This window comes from Polaromonas sp. P1_F6 (genome assembly GCF_056405695.1).
The window spans coordinates 446,256-462,479 of the sequence record NZ_JBFUBQ010000001.1 but is presented as its reverse complement, the minus strand read 5'-3'; the positions used below and the strand labels follow the sequence as shown (position 1 = coordinate 462,479).

At 60.7% G+C, this 16,224-nt stretch carries 12 protein-coding genes; 7 read left to right on the top strand and 5 right to left on the bottom strand.

What is annotated here, in order from left to right:
• Nucleotides 1–1,460: 1,460 nt before the first annotated feature.
• From AC1DY9_RS02190 to AC1DY9_RS02180, 3 genes are all read right to left on the bottom strand, one after another.
• On the bottom strand, nt 1,461–1,970 hold the full coding sequence (locus AC1DY9_RS02190) for a hypothetical protein (protein WP_477665695.1): 510 nt from the start codon (nt 1,968–1,970) through the stop codon (nt 1,461–1,463).
• A 352-nt stretch (nt 1,971–2,322) separates the two neighbouring features.
• Nucleotides 2,323–3,444: a transglutaminase-like domain-containing protein gene (locus AC1DY9_RS02185; protein ID WP_477665694.1), complete on the bottom strand. Its 1,122-nt coding sequence runs from the start codon at nt 3,442–3,444 to the stop codon at nt 2,323–2,325.
• A gap of 142 nt (nt 3,445–3,586) precedes the next feature.
• Complete coding sequence (locus AC1DY9_RS02180; RefSeq protein ID WP_477665693.1) at nt 3,587–4,144, bottom strand: TlpA disulfide reductase family protein; 558 nt, start codon at nt 4,142–4,144, stop codon at nt 3,587–3,589.
• Nucleotides 4,145–4,308: 164 nt separating this feature from the next.
• On the opposite strand from AC1DY9_RS02180, the gene AC1DY9_RS02175 reads away from it, so the two are divergent.
• Nucleotides 4,309–4,815, top strand: a complete 507-nt coding sequence (locus AC1DY9_RS02175) for an N-acetyltransferase family protein (protein ID WP_477665692.1) — start codon at nt 4,309–4,311, stop codon at nt 4,813–4,815.
• Between the two features lie 245 nt (nt 4,816–5,060).
• Entirely contained in the window at nt 5,061–6,089 is a 1,029-nt protein-coding gene (gene egtD / locus AC1DY9_RS02170) for an L-histidine N(alpha)-methyltransferase (protein WP_477665691.1), read from the top strand.
• A gap of 103 nt (nt 6,090–6,192) precedes the next feature.
• On the opposite strand, the gene alaS is transcribed toward egtD, so the two are convergent.
• A complete protein-coding gene (gene alaS / locus AC1DY9_RS02165; RefSeq protein ID WP_477665690.1) occupies nt 6,193–8,853 on the bottom strand; it encodes an alanine--tRNA ligase in 2,661 nt (886 codons plus the stop codon).
• 92 nt (nt 8,854–8,945) lie between these two features.
• Complete coding sequence (locus tag AC1DY9_RS02160) at nt 8,946–10,361, bottom strand: aminotransferase-like domain-containing protein (protein WP_457280212.1); 1,416 nt, start codon at nt 10,359–10,361, stop codon at nt 8,946–8,948.
• Nucleotides 10,362–10,561: 200 nt separating this feature from the next.
• On the opposite strand from AC1DY9_RS02160, the gene gabT reads away from it, so the two are divergent.
• The 5 genes from gabT to AC1DY9_RS02135 all read left to right on the top strand — a co-directional run bounded on the left by gabT (nt 10,562) and on the right by AC1DY9_RS02135 (nt 16,200).
• Nucleotides 10,562–11,854, top strand: a complete 1,293-nt coding sequence (gabT, locus tag AC1DY9_RS02155; protein WP_477665689.1) for a 4-aminobutyrate--2-oxoglutarate transaminase — start codon at nt 10,562–10,564, stop codon at nt 11,852–11,854.
• 26 nt (nt 11,855–11,880) lie between these two features.
• Nucleotides 11,881–12,966: an ABC transporter ATP-binding protein gene (locus AC1DY9_RS02150; RefSeq protein WP_477665688.1), complete on the top strand. Its 1,086-nt coding sequence runs from the start codon at nt 11,881–11,883 to the stop codon at nt 12,964–12,966.
• Between the two features lie 67 nt (nt 12,967–13,033).
• Nucleotides 13,034–14,062: an ABC transporter substrate-binding protein gene (locus tag AC1DY9_RS02145; protein WP_457280209.1), complete on the top strand. Its 1,029-nt coding sequence runs from the start codon at nt 13,034–13,036 to the stop codon at nt 14,060–14,062.
• A 20-nt stretch (nt 14,063–14,082) separates the two neighbouring features.
• On the top strand, nt 14,083–15,336 hold the full coding sequence (locus AC1DY9_RS02140) for an ABC transporter permease (RefSeq protein ID WP_457280208.1): 1,254 nt from the start codon (nt 14,083–14,085) through the stop codon (nt 15,334–15,336).
• Nucleotides 15,337–15,375: 39 nt separating this feature from the next.
• Complete coding sequence (locus AC1DY9_RS02135; protein ID WP_457280207.1) at nt 15,376–16,200, top strand: ABC transporter permease; 825 nt, start codon at nt 15,376–15,378, stop codon at nt 16,198–16,200.
• Nucleotides 16,201–16,224: the final 24 nt, after the last annotated feature.

The following is a 16,224-nucleotide window of genomic DNA, read 5'->3' as shown; positions in this document are numbered from 1 at the left end:
CGGCGTGTCCGTATCGAGCGACCCGCTAGACCGCGTAACCCTGCTAAGGACGTCGCTGGACAAAGAGCCTCCATGCGGGGTATCCGGCAAGTAGCAGGCAAGTGGCGAGTATTGCGACCAAGCCATAACCCGACACGATGCCCGGCGCTAGCCACTCGACCAAGCCCACGAGGGCAAAAAACCAGACAAGCCCCATCGCGAAGAGCGCGCCAATGAAATGAATGGCCTTGGACATGGGCGGCTGTTCTTACGCGACCAGACGTTTGACATGAGCTGCAGTCACAAGCGGACCAAACCAGCTTGTGACTGCCCATTCGATGAAAGGGTTAGGCGTCATTTCTAGCGGCCAACTCGCTCGACTCTTCCTGGCGTCGTAGCAAGAAACTGATACGACGACTTCCGAAAAGGCGGCATGTTCTCCGTAGCCACAACAGTGAGAACGACTCCCTTGCCCGGCTTCGGCTTGAGCGTTACGTCGAGCAAGGTGGTTCCTTCCGCTACGGGTAACAAGGGCGTTGCGGTGGAAACAACCTCAAAGTTGCCTCCGCGCGAGGACGGCGCTGCGACCGATTCAACTCGAAGCCTTGACCAAACATGTTCCCATCCTTCCTGAACAACCACGGCACGGTACGCCCCTTCACGCGATCCGTTCTTCCAGTACCCAGCCGTTCGAACCTGGACGACGTCGGGCGGCAAAGCGGTTTCGGGTGCAGCATGCGTTGCAACGGCAGTAAGGGCTATTCCAACGAGAAGGAGTGCAGTGCGTGGGTTCATGATGCCTAACGTCGACGTTGTACGGCGGGCAATACGCCGCGCAGCGGCATTTTGCTGCTGCATGTCCGTGACGAACAACCTGTTAAAACTCGTCGCACCTGACACTGCGAGACTCCTTTTTGGGATCATGTTCTGTGACCCGTCCATACGCTTTTGCGGAATACATACGAGCATTGTCATCGACGATCTCAACGACACAACCGAAAGGTTGCCCTCTTCCAAAGACCATATGCCGCTTCAAGTCGTCCTCCGATACTGAGAAGTCAATATGAACCCTTGCTACAACAACCCACGACGGCGAAAGTTGTTGCGTTGCCAATTGCTTGCCCAATTGCTTTCTGTATCGATCCGCTACGAGTCCAACTGTATTTTCGGGGAGAGGTTGATCGCTTGGCGCCAGTAAATCAATTAGGAGCTGCGTCGCACCTGAAACATTTGCGTACCTAAGGAGCTTCCCCATGGCCCAATAGCCATCAGCATCGTTATTTCTGCTTGCAAAAGATGTCGCGAGGCCACACGCAACTCCCTTCAGAGATCTTCGCCGCACCATTGTCTTTGTAGAGTTTTAACGTTCGAGCTAACCGGCCCGCGGAGGCAGGCGGCGTAAGCCTGGTACGAGATGATGCACCATGTGCCTCGGATCAGGCTTACGCTGCCTGCCGTAGCGGGTCCGGTTGAGCGAGTGGTTAGGCCTGCCCGCGAACGCTGCTGCCATCGATACTTGGCTTTGCTTCGGCAAGAAGCGTCCCTGATGCGATCCACCGGAACGTTGCCTTGTCGACCGTGAAGGCACTGCTGTCTTGGGACACGACAAACTTGTGTGAAGTGACGTTGGCTACCTTGAGTCGGATGTGCCCCGGTCCGGACAAGCGAATCAGTTCGACCTCAGGCGGCTCTTTGAATGGATGAGGGAATGGAATCTGAAGCGAACTGAACGCATCGATCACAAACTCGTCCTGTACCTTGGTTATCGTTCCAGTTCCGGTGGGGGACTCGTAGTGCCGCATGAGTTTCGCCGCAACATTCCGCTCTATCAGGTTGCCAGGCACAAACAGGACGTAGGTGACAAAGACCGCAGTAAGCACAAACAGAAGTGCCAGAACCCAAGAACGATAGTCTGTGAAGGCCGTAATGTAGAGGCCGACCAGTGATGCCCCTCCGGCCAAGACGTTGAAAGCAGCAAGTAGTCTTCCCAATCGATCTCCCCCAAGAGTAGGTTGGCAGGCCTAACGTAATGTATGCTGCAAAACCTGCGGTATAACCTGGCGCTTGCAATCTAATCTGGACATCTAAAACCCCTGTAAGCCGCTTGCATGCTGGGCTTCAAGCCCATACACGGTAAATTTATACAGTTATAAAAATTCCGTGAAACCCCGCAAATTTCCAGCCCAGTTTCACACAGCTTTTTGCATTGAGCAAGTTGATGACGCAAGCCAAAACGATGAAGAGCCCCGCAGCAAGCCGTCTTTAAAAATTCCGGTTCCAATCGCTGTCCCGCTATTTTTCTGCATCATCAGCCTTTTTTAGGCCGCACGCCGCAGGGACGCTTTAAGCCTTGACCTCTTTTGCCGTGATTTGGTACTTGAAATCATCCGGTGCGTAAGAATCAAAACGGCCGGCTGCGTTTTCAGCCACGGGGTACATGAAGAAGCCGAGCTTCTCGCCGCTGGCTTTGGGCAGCGCGACATCATGCGCGGTGTTGTAGGCCATCCAGTTGCCTTCCCAGCCGCCAAACAACGCCTTGTTGACAGGCGCCACCACCGGGTTGGCGGTGGTCTTGATCCATTCGGCCGTTTCCAGGCGCATGACCTTGGCCACATCGGCCGGATCCATCGCCACCCAGCCGTAGCCCTTGAGGTAGACCTCCGAGCGGCAATGCTGCGCGCCCTTGAGGCTGGCGGGGTTGCCCGAGAGCTCCTTGTAGCCAAAGGCCGAAGGCACCAGGCGAATGCCGTACACGTCGCGCGCAGGCAGGCCCACCGAACGGCACAGGCCCACGAACAGCGCATTCAGGTCGGCGCACTTGCCGCCCAGGTTGCCGGTTTCCAGCATGGTCTTGATGTCGCCTTCGCCGCAGCCGCGCACCTTGGGTTCACGGTAGGTGTTGGCCACGATCCAGTCGTAAAGCTTTTGCGCCTTTTCGACATCGGTTTTCGCGCCCTGGGTGGCGGCCAGCGCTGTCTTGCGCACAATGCCGTCGGTCGGGATCAGCGCCGTGGGGCGCGTGAAGTAACGCAGCGTGTCGGCGCTTTCGGCTGGGGCTGTTTTCTGCGACCAGTCCATCGCTCGGCCTTGCGTCTGCACGCGGCTGGTCAGCTCCACATAGGGCTTTGGCTCGCTCGCCGCAAACTCCACATACAGCATCTTCGCGCCGTCCTGACCGTCTTGCATGAGCTTGGCAGTGCCGTTGCTGGAGAAACCATTTTCGAGCGATTGCTGGTAGTCGCTGTTGACCGAGGGGATCGGCAGCCACACCTTGGTCACGCCTTGCGGTTTGAGGATGTCAACGCGCGTGGTCACGTCGAAAGTTCGCCAGGCGCCGCTTTGGGGTGCGAAGTTGCTGCGGCTGGGCGCGGTGGCGGGCGTCTGGGCAAAGTTGATAGTTGGCAATGCAGCAGCCACGGCGGCGGCTGCGGTGTTCTTCAGGAAAGTGCGGCGTACGGTCGACATGAAAGGTATCTCCGGGTGGGTGTGAGTGCGACGTGCACCGGGGCAGGTAAAGATGCTCCGGGATGTCTGGCAGCCCACACGGCCCGCAAAGGCAGCGCGAGGGCTGGCCTTCGATTATCGCTGGAGCCGTGCCGAGGCAGATTCAGGGCTTGAGCAAGCCGGCGATCAGCTTTTCTGCAGCCGGGCTGGTCCAGTCGACCTCGCCTGTCACGCGCTGGCGCGGCCGGCCGCTGCGGTCAATCATCAAGGTTGTCGGAAAAACCTTCACGCCCCAGCCCCGGGCGACTTTGCCATCAAGATCCAGCAGCACCGGCAGCGTCACGCCAGTGGTTTTGGCGAACTGCAGCGCACGCGCTGCCGGCTCCTTGAAGTTGATGGCCAGCACCAGCAGTTTGTCGTCGCCGTAGAGGTCGGCAATCTGCTGCAGCGTCGGCATTTCAGCGCGGCAGGGCTCGCACCAGCTGGCCCAGAAATTCAGCAGCACGGCACGGCCGCGCAAATCAGACGGGCGCCAGGTCTTGCCGGTTGTGTCCACCAGCGAGAACGCTGCCAACGGGCCCGCCCAGGGAGCCACCTCGTAGGCCGGGCCGGTCAGCCCCTGCGACATTGCGGGAAGCACGGCGACACCTGAGCCGGCGGCGATTGTCTGCTGCAGGAAATGGCGGCGGGAAATAAACGGGATCGGAAACGGGGTCGGCATGGGCCTGGCGTGATACGCAGGTTGAGGGGTAAAAATGGGGTGGATGACTTCTCTCTCGCAAGACAGCAAGATGACGCAAGAACATGCACTGCCTGCATTTTAGGGACCGTATAGCATCCGCTGCATGCGCCAGCCGGCGCCTTCACACAAATCACAGGAACTTCATGAACATCCATATCCGGAATGCGCAAGCCGGCGACGCCGCAGCGATTCACGCCTTTATCGTTGAACTGGCCATCTATGAAAAAGCAGAGCACGAGGTCATTGCGAGCGTCGCAGACATCGAGCGCAGCCTGTTTGAGGCCGGGACGCCTGCCCGGGCCCTCATCTGCGAGATAGACGGCCAGCCAGTGGGCTTTGCGGTGTATTTCCTCAGCTACTCCACCTGGCTGGGACGCAAAGGCATGTACCTGGAGGATTTGTACGTATCGCCCCAGCACCGGGGTAGCGGCGCCGGCAAGGGGCTGTTGCGTCACCTGGCCCGGCTGGCTTTTGACAGCGGCTGCGGGCGGTTCGAATGGAGCGTGCTGGACTGGAACGAGCCGGCCATCCAGTTTTACCAGTCGCTGGGCGCCAAGCCGCAAGCTGAATGGGTGCGCTACCGCATGGCCGGCGAAACCCTGCAGCACTTCGCGCAGGGGGACACAAGCCAGATTCGGCCAACGCCCTGAGCCGCTCGCGCAATACCGGGGCGGACCCGGCTTTTTGTAAGAAATGGCAGCATTCAGCGACCAAGTGACACAGGAAGTACAGATGGCGGTGATTGACCGCGCTCAGCCCAGCGGGCGGTCCAAAAGAACCCTATATAGGACAGCATTTGGCCGGCACCGCTTGCGCCCAAAGCGGTTCAGTCCTACAAAGGCGTTTCGCTATCTGCTTTTAAATCTGTCGATATCACTTAACTGGCTGATCCAACGTGAACCTGCCCCTCAAATTTCCCGGTCTCGCTGAGGCCCTGCCAACGGCATCGCCGCAGTTCATCAACCTCTACAACGAGTCGCAATCGGGCCAGACCCAGAATGTGGCGCAGGAGCTGGAAGAGGGTTTGCTTGAGCCCACGGCCACCATCAGCCCCAAATTCTTTTACAACGAGCTGGGCTCGAAACTTTTCGAGGCCATTACAGGCCTTGAGGAGTACTACCCAACCCGCACCGAGGCCGCCATTTTTGCGGCGTCCTACCCGCAGATCGCCGCCACGCTGAGCGCGGCTGGCGTTCACAACGCCTGCCTGATCGACCTGGGTGCCGGCAACTGCGCCAAGGCTGCAGCGCTCATTCCGCATCTTCAGCCGCGGCAATATGTGCCGGTCGACATCTCGGTGGAATTTTTGCGCGATGCCGCCGCGCAGGTGCAAAACAGCTTCCCCGCGCTCGACATCGTCGGCCTGGGCATGGATTTTTCGTCCGGCCTGGTGTTGCCGCGCGAAGTGCAAAGCCAGGAGCGGGTGTTTTTCTACCCCGGCTCCAGCCTGGGCAACTTTCATCCGGCAGAGGCCCTGCGGTTCTTGCAGCACATCGCCGACCCGGCACAAGGCAAGGCGCGCGGCCTGCTGCTGGGCATTGACCTGGTGAAGGACACCGCACGGCTGGAGGCAGCTTACGACGATGCGCTGGGCGTGACGGCTGCTTTCAACAAAAACGTGCTGCTCAACGTCAACGAGCTCCTGCAGGCGGATTTTGATGTTCGCCAGTGGCGCCACGTGGCGCTCTTCAATACCGCGGAGTCGCGCATTGAAATGCACCTGGAAGCCTTGTCGGACCTTACGGTGCGCTGGCCTGGGCATGCGCGGCGCTTTGGCGCCGGCGAACGCATCCACACCGAGTGCTCTTACAAGTACACCGTGGAAAGCATGACGGCGCTGTTGCGGCAGGCCGGATTCGGGCAGGTTCGCTACTGGACCGACCCACAAAGCTGGTTTGCGGTGTTCTGGGCCGCCGTTGAGTGAAAAAACAATGAAAAAAGGCCAATTTCTTGAACGAAATTGGCCTCCAGCCCTTTACTAGCTTGCGCGAGCAGCTATCAAATTAATAGCGATTTAACGGACCGCCTCAGGCGCGCTCGGTCACCCAGGCCTGCACCGACTTCAGCGCATCACCGAGCTTGGACGCATCGGTGCCGCCGGCCATGGCCATGTCGGCCTTGCCGCCGCCTTTGCCGCCCACCTGCTGGGCCACAAAATTCACCAGTTCACCGGCCTTGACCTTGCCCACGCTGTCGGCGGTCACACCCGCGGCGATCTGCACCTTGTCGCCATCGACGGCCGCCAGCACGATGACGGCGGTTTTGAGTTTGTCCTTCAGCTTGTCCATGGTGTCACGCAACGTCTTGGCGTCGGCGCCTTCGAGCTTCGCGGCCAGCACCTTGAGGCCCTTGACGTCAACAGCCTGCGTGACCAGTTCGTCGCCTTGTGAAGAAGCCAGCTTGCCCTTGAGCGCAGCGATTTCTTTCTCCAGCGATTTAACCTGGTCCAGCACCTGGCTGATGCGGCCCTGCAGCTCGGATGGGCTGGCCTTGAGCGAACCTGCCGCGGCTTCCACCGTGGATTCAAGCGACTGCAGATAGGCCAGCGCGTTTTCGCCAGTGACGGCTTCCACGCGCCGCACACCTGCGGCCACACCGCTTTCAGCCACGATCTTGAACAGGCCAATATCACCGGTACGTTTGACGTGAACGCCACCGCAGAGCTCCTTGCTGGAGCCGATCGTCAGCACGCGCACGGTCTCACCGTACTTTTCGCCGAAGAGCATCATCGCGCCGGACTTCTGCGCATCTTCCATGGCCATCACGCTGGCATCGGTCGCCACGTTGGACAAAATTTCGGCATTGACGCGTGCTTCGATCTCGCGGATCTGCGCGTCGGTGACGGGCGCGTTGTGCGCAAAGTCAAAGCGTGTGCGTTCAGCGTTCACGAGTGAACCCTTTTGCTGCACGTGGTCGCCCAGCACTTCACGCAAGGCCTTGTGCATCAGGTGGGTGGCGCTGTGGTTGCGCACGGTGGCGGCGCGCAGCGCGGTGTTGACCTGCGCGGTCACGGTGTCGCCGACTTTCAGCGCGCCCTCTTCCTGAGTGCCGTGGTGGCCGAACACATCAGCCTTGATCTTGAGCGTATCGTCCACCGTGAAGGTGGAACCGGCGGCCGTGAGCCGGCCCTGGTCACCAACCTGGCCGCCGCTTTCGGCGTAGAACGGTGTCGTGCTCAGCACCACCACGCCGCTTTGGCCTGCATTGAGTGCCTGCACGGCCACACCGTCGGCATACAGCGCGACGACTTTGGCGGGCTCTTCCAGCAATTCGTAGCCGGTGAACGCATGGCCTTCGCCGCTGTACTCCAGCGCACGATCCATCTTGAACTTGCCGGCGGCGCGCGCCTGGTTCTTCTGCTTGTCCATCGCGGCCTTGAAGCTGGCTTCATCCACTTCCACACCGCGCTCACGGCACACGTCGGCCGACAAGTCCAGCGGGAAGCCGTAGGTGTCGTGCAGCTTGAAGGCCACGTCGCCCGGCAGCACCTTGGCGCCACCCGCCAGGGCGGTGTCCAGGATGGTCATGCCGATTTCCAGCGTTTCGAAGAAGCGCTCTTCTTCGGCTTTCAGCACAGATGTGATGCGAGCTTCGTCGGCCTTCAGCTTGGGATAGGCATCGCCCATCAGGCGGGCCAGGTCAGCCACCAGCTTGTGGAAGAACGGTGTCTTCTTGCCCAGCTTGTAGCCGTGGCGGATCGCGCGGCGGATGATGCGGCGCTGCACATAACCCCGGCCTTCGTTGGACGGATTGACGCCGTCGCTCACCAAAAAAGCGGTGGCACGGATGTGGTCGGCAATGACAAACAGGCTCTTGTTGCCCAGGTCTTTTTCGCCAGTCTCGCGCGACGCCGCCTTGATCAGCTCGGCAAAGATGTCGATTTCATAATTGCTGTGCACGTGCTGCAAGATGGCGGCCAGGCGCTCCAGGCCCATGCCGGTGTCGACGCAAGGCGCTGGCAATTTGGTGACGCTGCCATCAGCGGCCATGTCGAACTGCATGAACACGTTGTTCCAGATTTCGATGAAGCGGTCGCCGTCTTCATCGGGGCTGCCGGGTGGGCCGCCGGGGATGTGGTCGCCGTGGTCGTAAAAGATTTCGCTGCACGGGCCGCAGGGGCCGGTGTCGGCCATCATCCAGAAGTTGTCGGACTTGTAGCGGCCGCCCTTGTTGTCGCCGATGCGGATCACGCGCTCGGGCGGCAGGCCAATCTCTTTGGTCCAGATGTCGTAGGCCTCGTCGTCCTCTTCGTACACCGTGGCCAGCAGGCGCTCGGGTGGCAGCTTGTAGACCTCGGTCAACAATTCCCAGGCCCACTTGAGCGATTCGCGCTTGAAGTAGTCGCCGAAGCTCCAGTTGCCCAGCATTTCAAAGAATGTGTGGTGGCGCGCGGTGTAGCCCACGTTCTCCAGGTCGTTGTGTTTGCCGCCGGCGCGCAGGCAGGCCTGTACCGAGGCCGCGCGCACGTAGGGGCGCTTGTCGGTGCCGAGGAAAACGTCCTTGAACTGCACCATGCCGGAGTTGGTAAACATCAGCGTCGGGTCGTTGCCCGGCACCAACGAGCTGGATGGCACCACGGTGTGGCCCTTGGACGCAAAGAAATCGAGAAATGTCTTGCGAATGTCCGAGACGGTGAATACGGGCGTTGAAGCTGACGTGGGGGCTGACATGGAAGTGGGATGGCTCATGGTCTGCAATAGTGGTTTTGGCAAGGCGGCGCCCTCGGGCTCACCCGCTTGGGCTAAGCCTTTGATTATAGGTTTGAGGGGGATGCCCCCGCTTATTGGGCAGCTTGCCGGCCCAGATCAATGCGGTGGGACAAAAAGCGCCATATGCGCTCATCGTCGCTGAAAGCCACGTTAAAGCGGAGCCAACCCGTCGGATGGGGCTCCAGCAGAAACAATTGTCCCGGGCCGAGCATGATGCCCTCGGGCGTAGCCTCTTTGGACAGGACGGCGCCATCGGGAAGGTCCGGGTGCCGGGCCCACAGGTACATGCCGGCCCCTGGCTCATGGAAAAGCTCAAAACCCAGGCTGGTCAGGTTCTTTTCGGTCTTGCGATGCGCTGCAGCCAGCTTCTCGCGAAGCGACTTGAGGTGCTTGCGCCAGCGGCCGTCTGTGACCACCCCGAAAGTCAGCCGTTCGGCGATATCGGACGAGGTAAGGCCCGAAATCATCTTGAGCTGGGCCAGGTCCTCGATCAGCTCGCCTCGCGCCAGCAGGTAGCCCACGCGCAGATTGGGAGAAATTGTTTTGGAATAGCTGCCGATATAGACCACGCGCTGCAGCTGGTCCAGGCTTGCCAGCGTGGACCGCGAGACCGGGTCCATGTCGGCGTAAATATCGTTTTCCACCAGCGTGAAGCCGTGCGCCTCGGCCAGTTGCAGCAAGCGGTGCAGATGGGCCGCGGACGCAATCGAACACGTCGGGCTTTGCAAACGGGGTTGGGTGAAGAAGGCCTTGGGCTTGTGCTCGGCCAGCAGCGCCTCCAGCGCGGCCAGGTCGTACCCGGTAGGGGTGCGCGGCACCCCCACAAGGTTGGCGCCCAGAAAACGCAGCATGAACATCAGGTTGGGATAACCGGGGCTATCGACCAGCACGGTGTCTCCCGGTTTGACCAGTTGCCGGGCCACCAGGTCCAGCGCCTGGCTGGAGCCTTGCGTCAGCAGCACCTGATCCACCTCGACCGATATCTGGTTTTCAGCCAGCGCCTCCGCAATGACCATACGCAGGGCCATATGCCCATAAGGCAGGCCGTAACCCTCAAGAGAGGAACCGTCCACCGACAGGTGCCGCATGCTGCGGCGGAGCGCGTCCCCGAACAGGAAATCGTGCGGCAACCAGCCACAACCGGGCTTCATCGGCAGGTTGCGGTTTTCAAAAATCTGCTTGAGGTACCAGCGGGCGTCAAATTTAGGTTGCGGGGGCTGCGCGTACGGCACACCCGATGCACCATCATCGCCCCTGCGCTTGACGAAAAACCCGGCATTGGCCCGGGAAACAAGCCATCCTTGGGCCACAAGGCGGTCGTACGCCTCCACCACCGTAAAGACGCTGACGCCGTGCATGGCGGCAAAACCGCGGATGGACGGCAGCTTGACGCCCGGTTTCAGCGCCTGCCCGGCAATCATGCCCCGCAGGCCGTCGACGATCTGGCTCACAAGGGGGGTCTGCAGTTCCGGGCGAAGTGTGAGCATCAAAAAACCAAAAAGGGCAGATTGTGCATCGCAATGCCCATGCACCGGGTTGGGGAATCCATGTACAGGATTCTAGACCCGCACAGTATGTCGAAAACAGCGCGGCGGTGTACATGGACGGGGCTGGCGCCGGCTTCTAAAGTCCGCTCATCTCCTTCCTCCACCCAGTCAATCCAGAACTTCCGGAAATCACCTTCACCATGCAGCCAAACCAGACTTCCAGCAACGCCGCCCTGATGGCGCGCCGCCAAGCCGCCGTGACACGCGGCGTAGGCCAGGCCCACGAGATTTTTGTCAGCCGGGCCAAAAACGCCGAGCTGTGGGATGTGGAAGGCCGCCGCTATATCGACTTCGCCGGCGGCATCGCCGTGCTCAACACCGGCCACCTGCATACCGAAGTCATTGCCGCAGTCAAGGCCCAGCTCGACCTCTACACGCACACCTGCTTTCAGGTCGTCGCTTATGAACCCTATGTTGAATTGGCAGAAAAGCTCAATGCCCTGGCGCCCGGCAACTTCGCCAAAAAGACCCTGCTGCTGACCACCGGCGCCGAAGCGGTCGAGAACGCGGTCAAGGTGGCCCGGTCTTACACCAAGCGCCCCGGCATCATCGCCTTTACCGGCGGCTACCACGGCCGGACCAACATGACACTGGGCATGACTGGCAAGGTGGCACCCTACAAGCTGGGGTTCGGCCCCTTTCCCGGCGAAGTGTTCCATGCCGAATACCCCAACGCGCTGCACGGCGTGAGCATCGACCAGGCGTTGCACTCGGTTGAACAGATTCTCAAAAACGATGTGGAACCCGAGCGCGTGGCGGCGTTCATCATTGAACCGGTGCAAGGTGAAGGAGGCTTCTACATTGCTCCGCCGGAGTTCATCAGCCGCCTGAAGGCGCTGGCCGACCGGCACGGCATCCTGCTCATCGCCGACGAAGTCCAGACCGGTGCCGGACGCACAGGCACCTGGTATGCCAGCGAACAGTGGCCGGTGGCGCCCGACCTGATCGCCATTGCCAAATCCATGGCGGGTGGCTTCCCGATCTCCGGCCTGGTTGGCCGCGCCGAGGTCATGGATGCACCCGGCCCCGGGGGCCTGGGCGGCACCTACGCAGGCAGCCCCATCGGTTGCGCGGCAGCACTGGCCGTCCTCAAGGCCTTTGAGAAAGAAAAACTCCTGGCGCGCAGCAAAACGCTGGGCAGCTACCTGGTCAAGGGACTGCTCGCCATCGCAGAGAAGGAAACGGCCGTTGGCGACGTGCGCGGCCTGGGTGCCATGGTGGCCATAGAGCTTTTTGAAAACGGGGACCCAGCCCGTCCCGATGCGGCGCTGACCAAACGCGTGGTGACCGAAGCCGCCCGGCGTGGATTGATATTGCTCTCATGCGGCACCTACGGTAATGTGATCAGGATTCTGGTTCCCCTCACGGCCGCAGACGCCCTGCTGGACGAAGGCCTGCAAATCCTGGCCGACAGTCTCGCCGCATCGCGCTGATCTCCGTGGACAGCTCAGGAAAAACGATGACCGATAACGATGTCCTTGTGCGCTTTTCTGGCGTGCAGAAAACCTATGACGGCGAGCAGCTTGTCGTGCAGCAGCTAGACCTCGACATTCATCGCGGGGAATTCCTGAGCCTGCTCGGCCCTTCCGGCTCGGGGAAAACCACCACACTGATGATGCTTGCCGGTTTTGAATCGCCGACTGCCGGGGAAATTTTCCTCAACGGTTCGCAGATCACCGGCACACCGCCGCACAAACGCAACTTCGGCATGGTGTTTCAGAACTATGCGCTGTTTCCGCATCTCACGGTGGGCCAGAACGTGGCCTATCCACTCACGGTGCGCAAGGTATCAAAAAGCGACCAGGCCAGCCGCGTCAAGCGTGCGCTCGACATGGTTCGCCTGTCGGGCATGTCGGACCGCCTGCCCGGGCAGCTGTCGGGTGGCCAGCAGCAGCGCGTTGCCCTGGCGCGGGCCCTGGTGTTCGAACCCCAGCTGGTGTTGATGGACGAGCCGCTGGGCGCACTCGACAAGCAGCTGCGCGAGCACATGCAGATCGAACTGAAGGAACTGCACAAGCAGCTGGGCGTCACGTTTGTCTATGTCACGCATGACCAGGGGGAAGCCTTGACGATGAGCGACCGGGTGGCGGTTTTCAACGACGGCGCGATCCAGCAGCTGGCGCCGGCAGAGGCACTGTATGAGACGCCCTCCAACCGCTTTGTTGCCGGTTTCGTCGGAGACAGCACGGTACTCAAAGGCAAGGGAAATGCCACAGGCATCGAATTGCCGGATGGCCGCGTTCTGGGCGGCACCAACGTGAATCAGGCAGTTGCTGACGCGCAGGTCGAAGCCTACATCCGGCCGGAGCGCATTGTGTTGCATCGCCAGGTGCCTGCATCGCCTGCCAATGCGCTGCCCGCACACGTGGCCCGCATCATCTATTTCGGCGACCACCTGCGGCTGCTGTGTGAGGTCGGTGCCGGCCAGGCGGAAGCGACAGTCAAGCTGCCGCTCACCCTGTTGAACGGCCAGCCGCCGCCGCAACCGGGCGAAGCGGTGCACCTCGAATTTCCGCCCGCATTTACGCGGATTTATGCGGTGTAACCGCTTTCTCTTTTCACCATTTTCAACGTTCCCTTCTGCCTTTATCAACCACCGAGGAAATAGCACCATGAAGAAAAACATCATTGCCCTTGCCATGGCTTCGTGCCTGGCCGTACCCGCGTTCGCGCAGCAGCAGATCACTGTCGTGAACTTCGGCGGCGCCAATGCCAATGCGCAGAAAAAGGCCTACTACGAGCCCTTCGAGAAAGCAGGCACCAAAGTCGTTGCCGTGGAATACAACGGCGAGCAAGCCAAGATCAAAGCCATGGTCGAGACGAAAAAAGTCACCTGGGATGTGGTGGAAGTCGAAGCACCTGATGTGCAGCGCGGTTGCGATGAAGGTTTGTTCGAGAAAATCGACTTCAGCAAAATCGGCCCCAAGGCAGACTTCTTGCCCGCAGCGGTCAAGGAATGCGGTGTAGGCGTTTTTGTGTGGTCCACCGTGATGGCCTGGAATGCCGACAAAGTCAAGACTGCGCCCACCAGCTGGGCTGACTTCTGGGATGTCAAGAAGATCCCGGGCAAGCGCGGCATGCGCAAGGGCGCCCGCTACAACCTCGAGTTCGCACTGATGGCTGACGGCGTCAAACCCGCCGACGTCTACAAGGTCCTGGCCACCAAGGACGGAGCCGACCGCGCATTTCGCAAGCTGACAGAACTCAAGCCCAGCATCCAGTGGTGGGAAGCCGGCGCCCAGCCCGCCCAGTTCCTCGTGGCAGGCGACGTCGCCCTCAGCACCGTTTACAACGGCCGCATCGACGCCGCCAACCGCGAAGGCCGCAACCTGAAGATCTACTGGCCCGGCGGCATTTATGACCTGGACTATTGGGTCATTCCCAAAGGCGCGCCCAACAAGGATGCGTCGATGAAATTCATCGCCTTTGCCAGCCAGCCCGCCACCCAGGCCGTCTATGCGCAGAACATTGCCTACGGCCCCGTCAACAACCAGGCTTTGGCCAAGCTCGACAAGAAGGTGCTGGACGATCTGCCAACGTCGCCGGCCAATGCCAAAGAGGCGATCCAGATGAATGTTGGTTTCTGGGCCGACCAGGGCGAGGCGCTTGAAAAACGCTTTGCTGCCTGGGCTACGCAATAAGCCGGCGGAGCAACCACCCCATGAGCAGCATCACCAGCCAGGGCGCCCCTCAGGGCAATGACGCCGTCACATTGCGTCAGGCGCTGTCGCGCGCAGACGCTCGTCGAAAATGGCGCGCCTTTGCACTCACAGTGCCCTTGCTGGTGTTTTTGCTGCTGACCTTGCTGGTGCCGATTGCGGCCCTGTTGCAACGCGCCGTTGAAAATCCGGAGGTGGCGAGGGCGCTGCCCCGGACGGCGAAAAGCCTCAAGGACTGGAACGCCCAGACGCCACCCGGCCCTGCAAGTTACGCAGCACTGGTGGAAGACCTGGGCCATCTTTCTGACAGTTCAGATGCCGGTGCACTGGCACGTCGCCTCAACTCCGAAGTGCCGGGTGCGCGCTCCCTTGTCATGGGGACCTATCGCGCGCTGCCTGTCACAGGCTCGCCTGAAGAAATACAGGCCAGGCTGCTCCAGCTCGACCCACGCTGGGCGGAACCCCTCTTCTGGCAAGCGATTGCCAAAAACAGTTCCCGCTGGACGCCCGACTATCTGCTGGCATCGGTGGACTTGCGGCGAGACAGCAAGGGCGAGGTGGAACGCATGCCGCCGGACCAGCGCGCGTTTGGCGCCATTTTGCTGCGAACTTTTCAGATCAGTTTTCTGGTCACCGTCTTTTGCCTTGCGCTGGGCTACCCCCTGGCCTGGTGGCTGGCCTCATTGCCGGCGCGCAAGGCGAACCTTTTGATGATTCTGGTGCTGGTGCCCTTCTGGACATCCATTCTGGTGCGCGTGGCGGCCTGGATCGTCCTGCTGCAATCAGAAGGCCTGGTCAACCGGGGGCTGATGGGTATCGGCCTCATAGACAGCCCCCTGGCGCTGCTGTTCAACCGCGCAGGCGTGGTAATTGCCATGGTGCACATCCTGCTGCCCTTCATGATCCTGCCGCTTTACAGCGTGATGAAGAATGTGCCGGCAACCTACGTGCGGGCCGCCGTGTCGCTTGGCAGCGCACCCCTGTCTGCCTTCTTTCGGGTGTATGTGCCGCAGACCTATCCCGGCATCAGCGCAGGCGCGCTGCTGGTGTTCATCCTGTCGATCGGCTATTACGTCACCCCCGCCCTGCTCGGTGGTGCGGATGACCAGATGCTGAGCTACTACATCGCCCGCTATACCAACGTCGAAGTCAATTGGGGCATGGCCTGTGCGCTGGGTGCAGTTTTGCTGACGGCCACCATGGTTCTTTACAGCGTTTACCGGCGCATCGGCAAGGCCGAACTCAGCATCGGTTGACATCCCTTTTTCTTTTACAGACGCAGACGCCAATTCATCATGCTCAAAATCAAAGGGCCCGCCTTTCCCCGCTATGCCACCCTGGCAGACAAGGCCGGCTGGTGGCTGGTGCGCGCCGCCTGCGTTGCCATTCTGGTTTTTTTGCTGGCGCCCATCCTGGTCATGGTGCCGCTGTCTTTCTCCGACAGCTCTTTTCTGAGCTACCCAATCCCGGGCTGGTCGCTGAAGTGGTACCGCAACCTGCTGGATTCACCTGAATGGGCCAGGGCCGCCAAAAACAGTTTCATCGTGGCCCCCGCCGCAACACTGATCGCCACCGCACTGGGCACTTTGGCGGCTGTCGGCCTGTCCAGAACCAACTTCCGGTTCAAGAGCCTGCTCATGGGCATCCTCATCGCGCCCATGGTGGTCCCCATCGTTGTCGTCGGGGTGGCCACCTACCTGTATTTCGCTCCGCTGGGTCTTGCCGACAGCTACTTCGGGCTGATCGTGGTGCATGCCGCGCTGGGTGCGCCTTTTGTGCTGACCACCGTGCTCGCAACGCTTGCCGGCTTTAACCACAACCTGGTGCGCGCGTCGCTCAGCCTTGGCGAGACCCCGTTGCGGACGTTTTTCAGGATCACCCTGCCGGTCATAGCGCCGGGTGTCATCTCGGGCGCGCTGTTTGCATTTGCCACCTCGTTTGACGAAGTGGTGGTCACGCTGTTTCTGGCGGGCGCGGACCAGGCCACCCTGCCGAGGCAAATGTTTACCGGCATCCGGGAAAACATCTCGCCCACCATCGCGGCAGTGGCCACCTTGCTCATCCTGTTCACCACCACCCTTTTACTGCTGCTCGAATGGCTACGCGGCCGCAGGGCCTGACAAGCCCGGGTGGACTCTACAAAC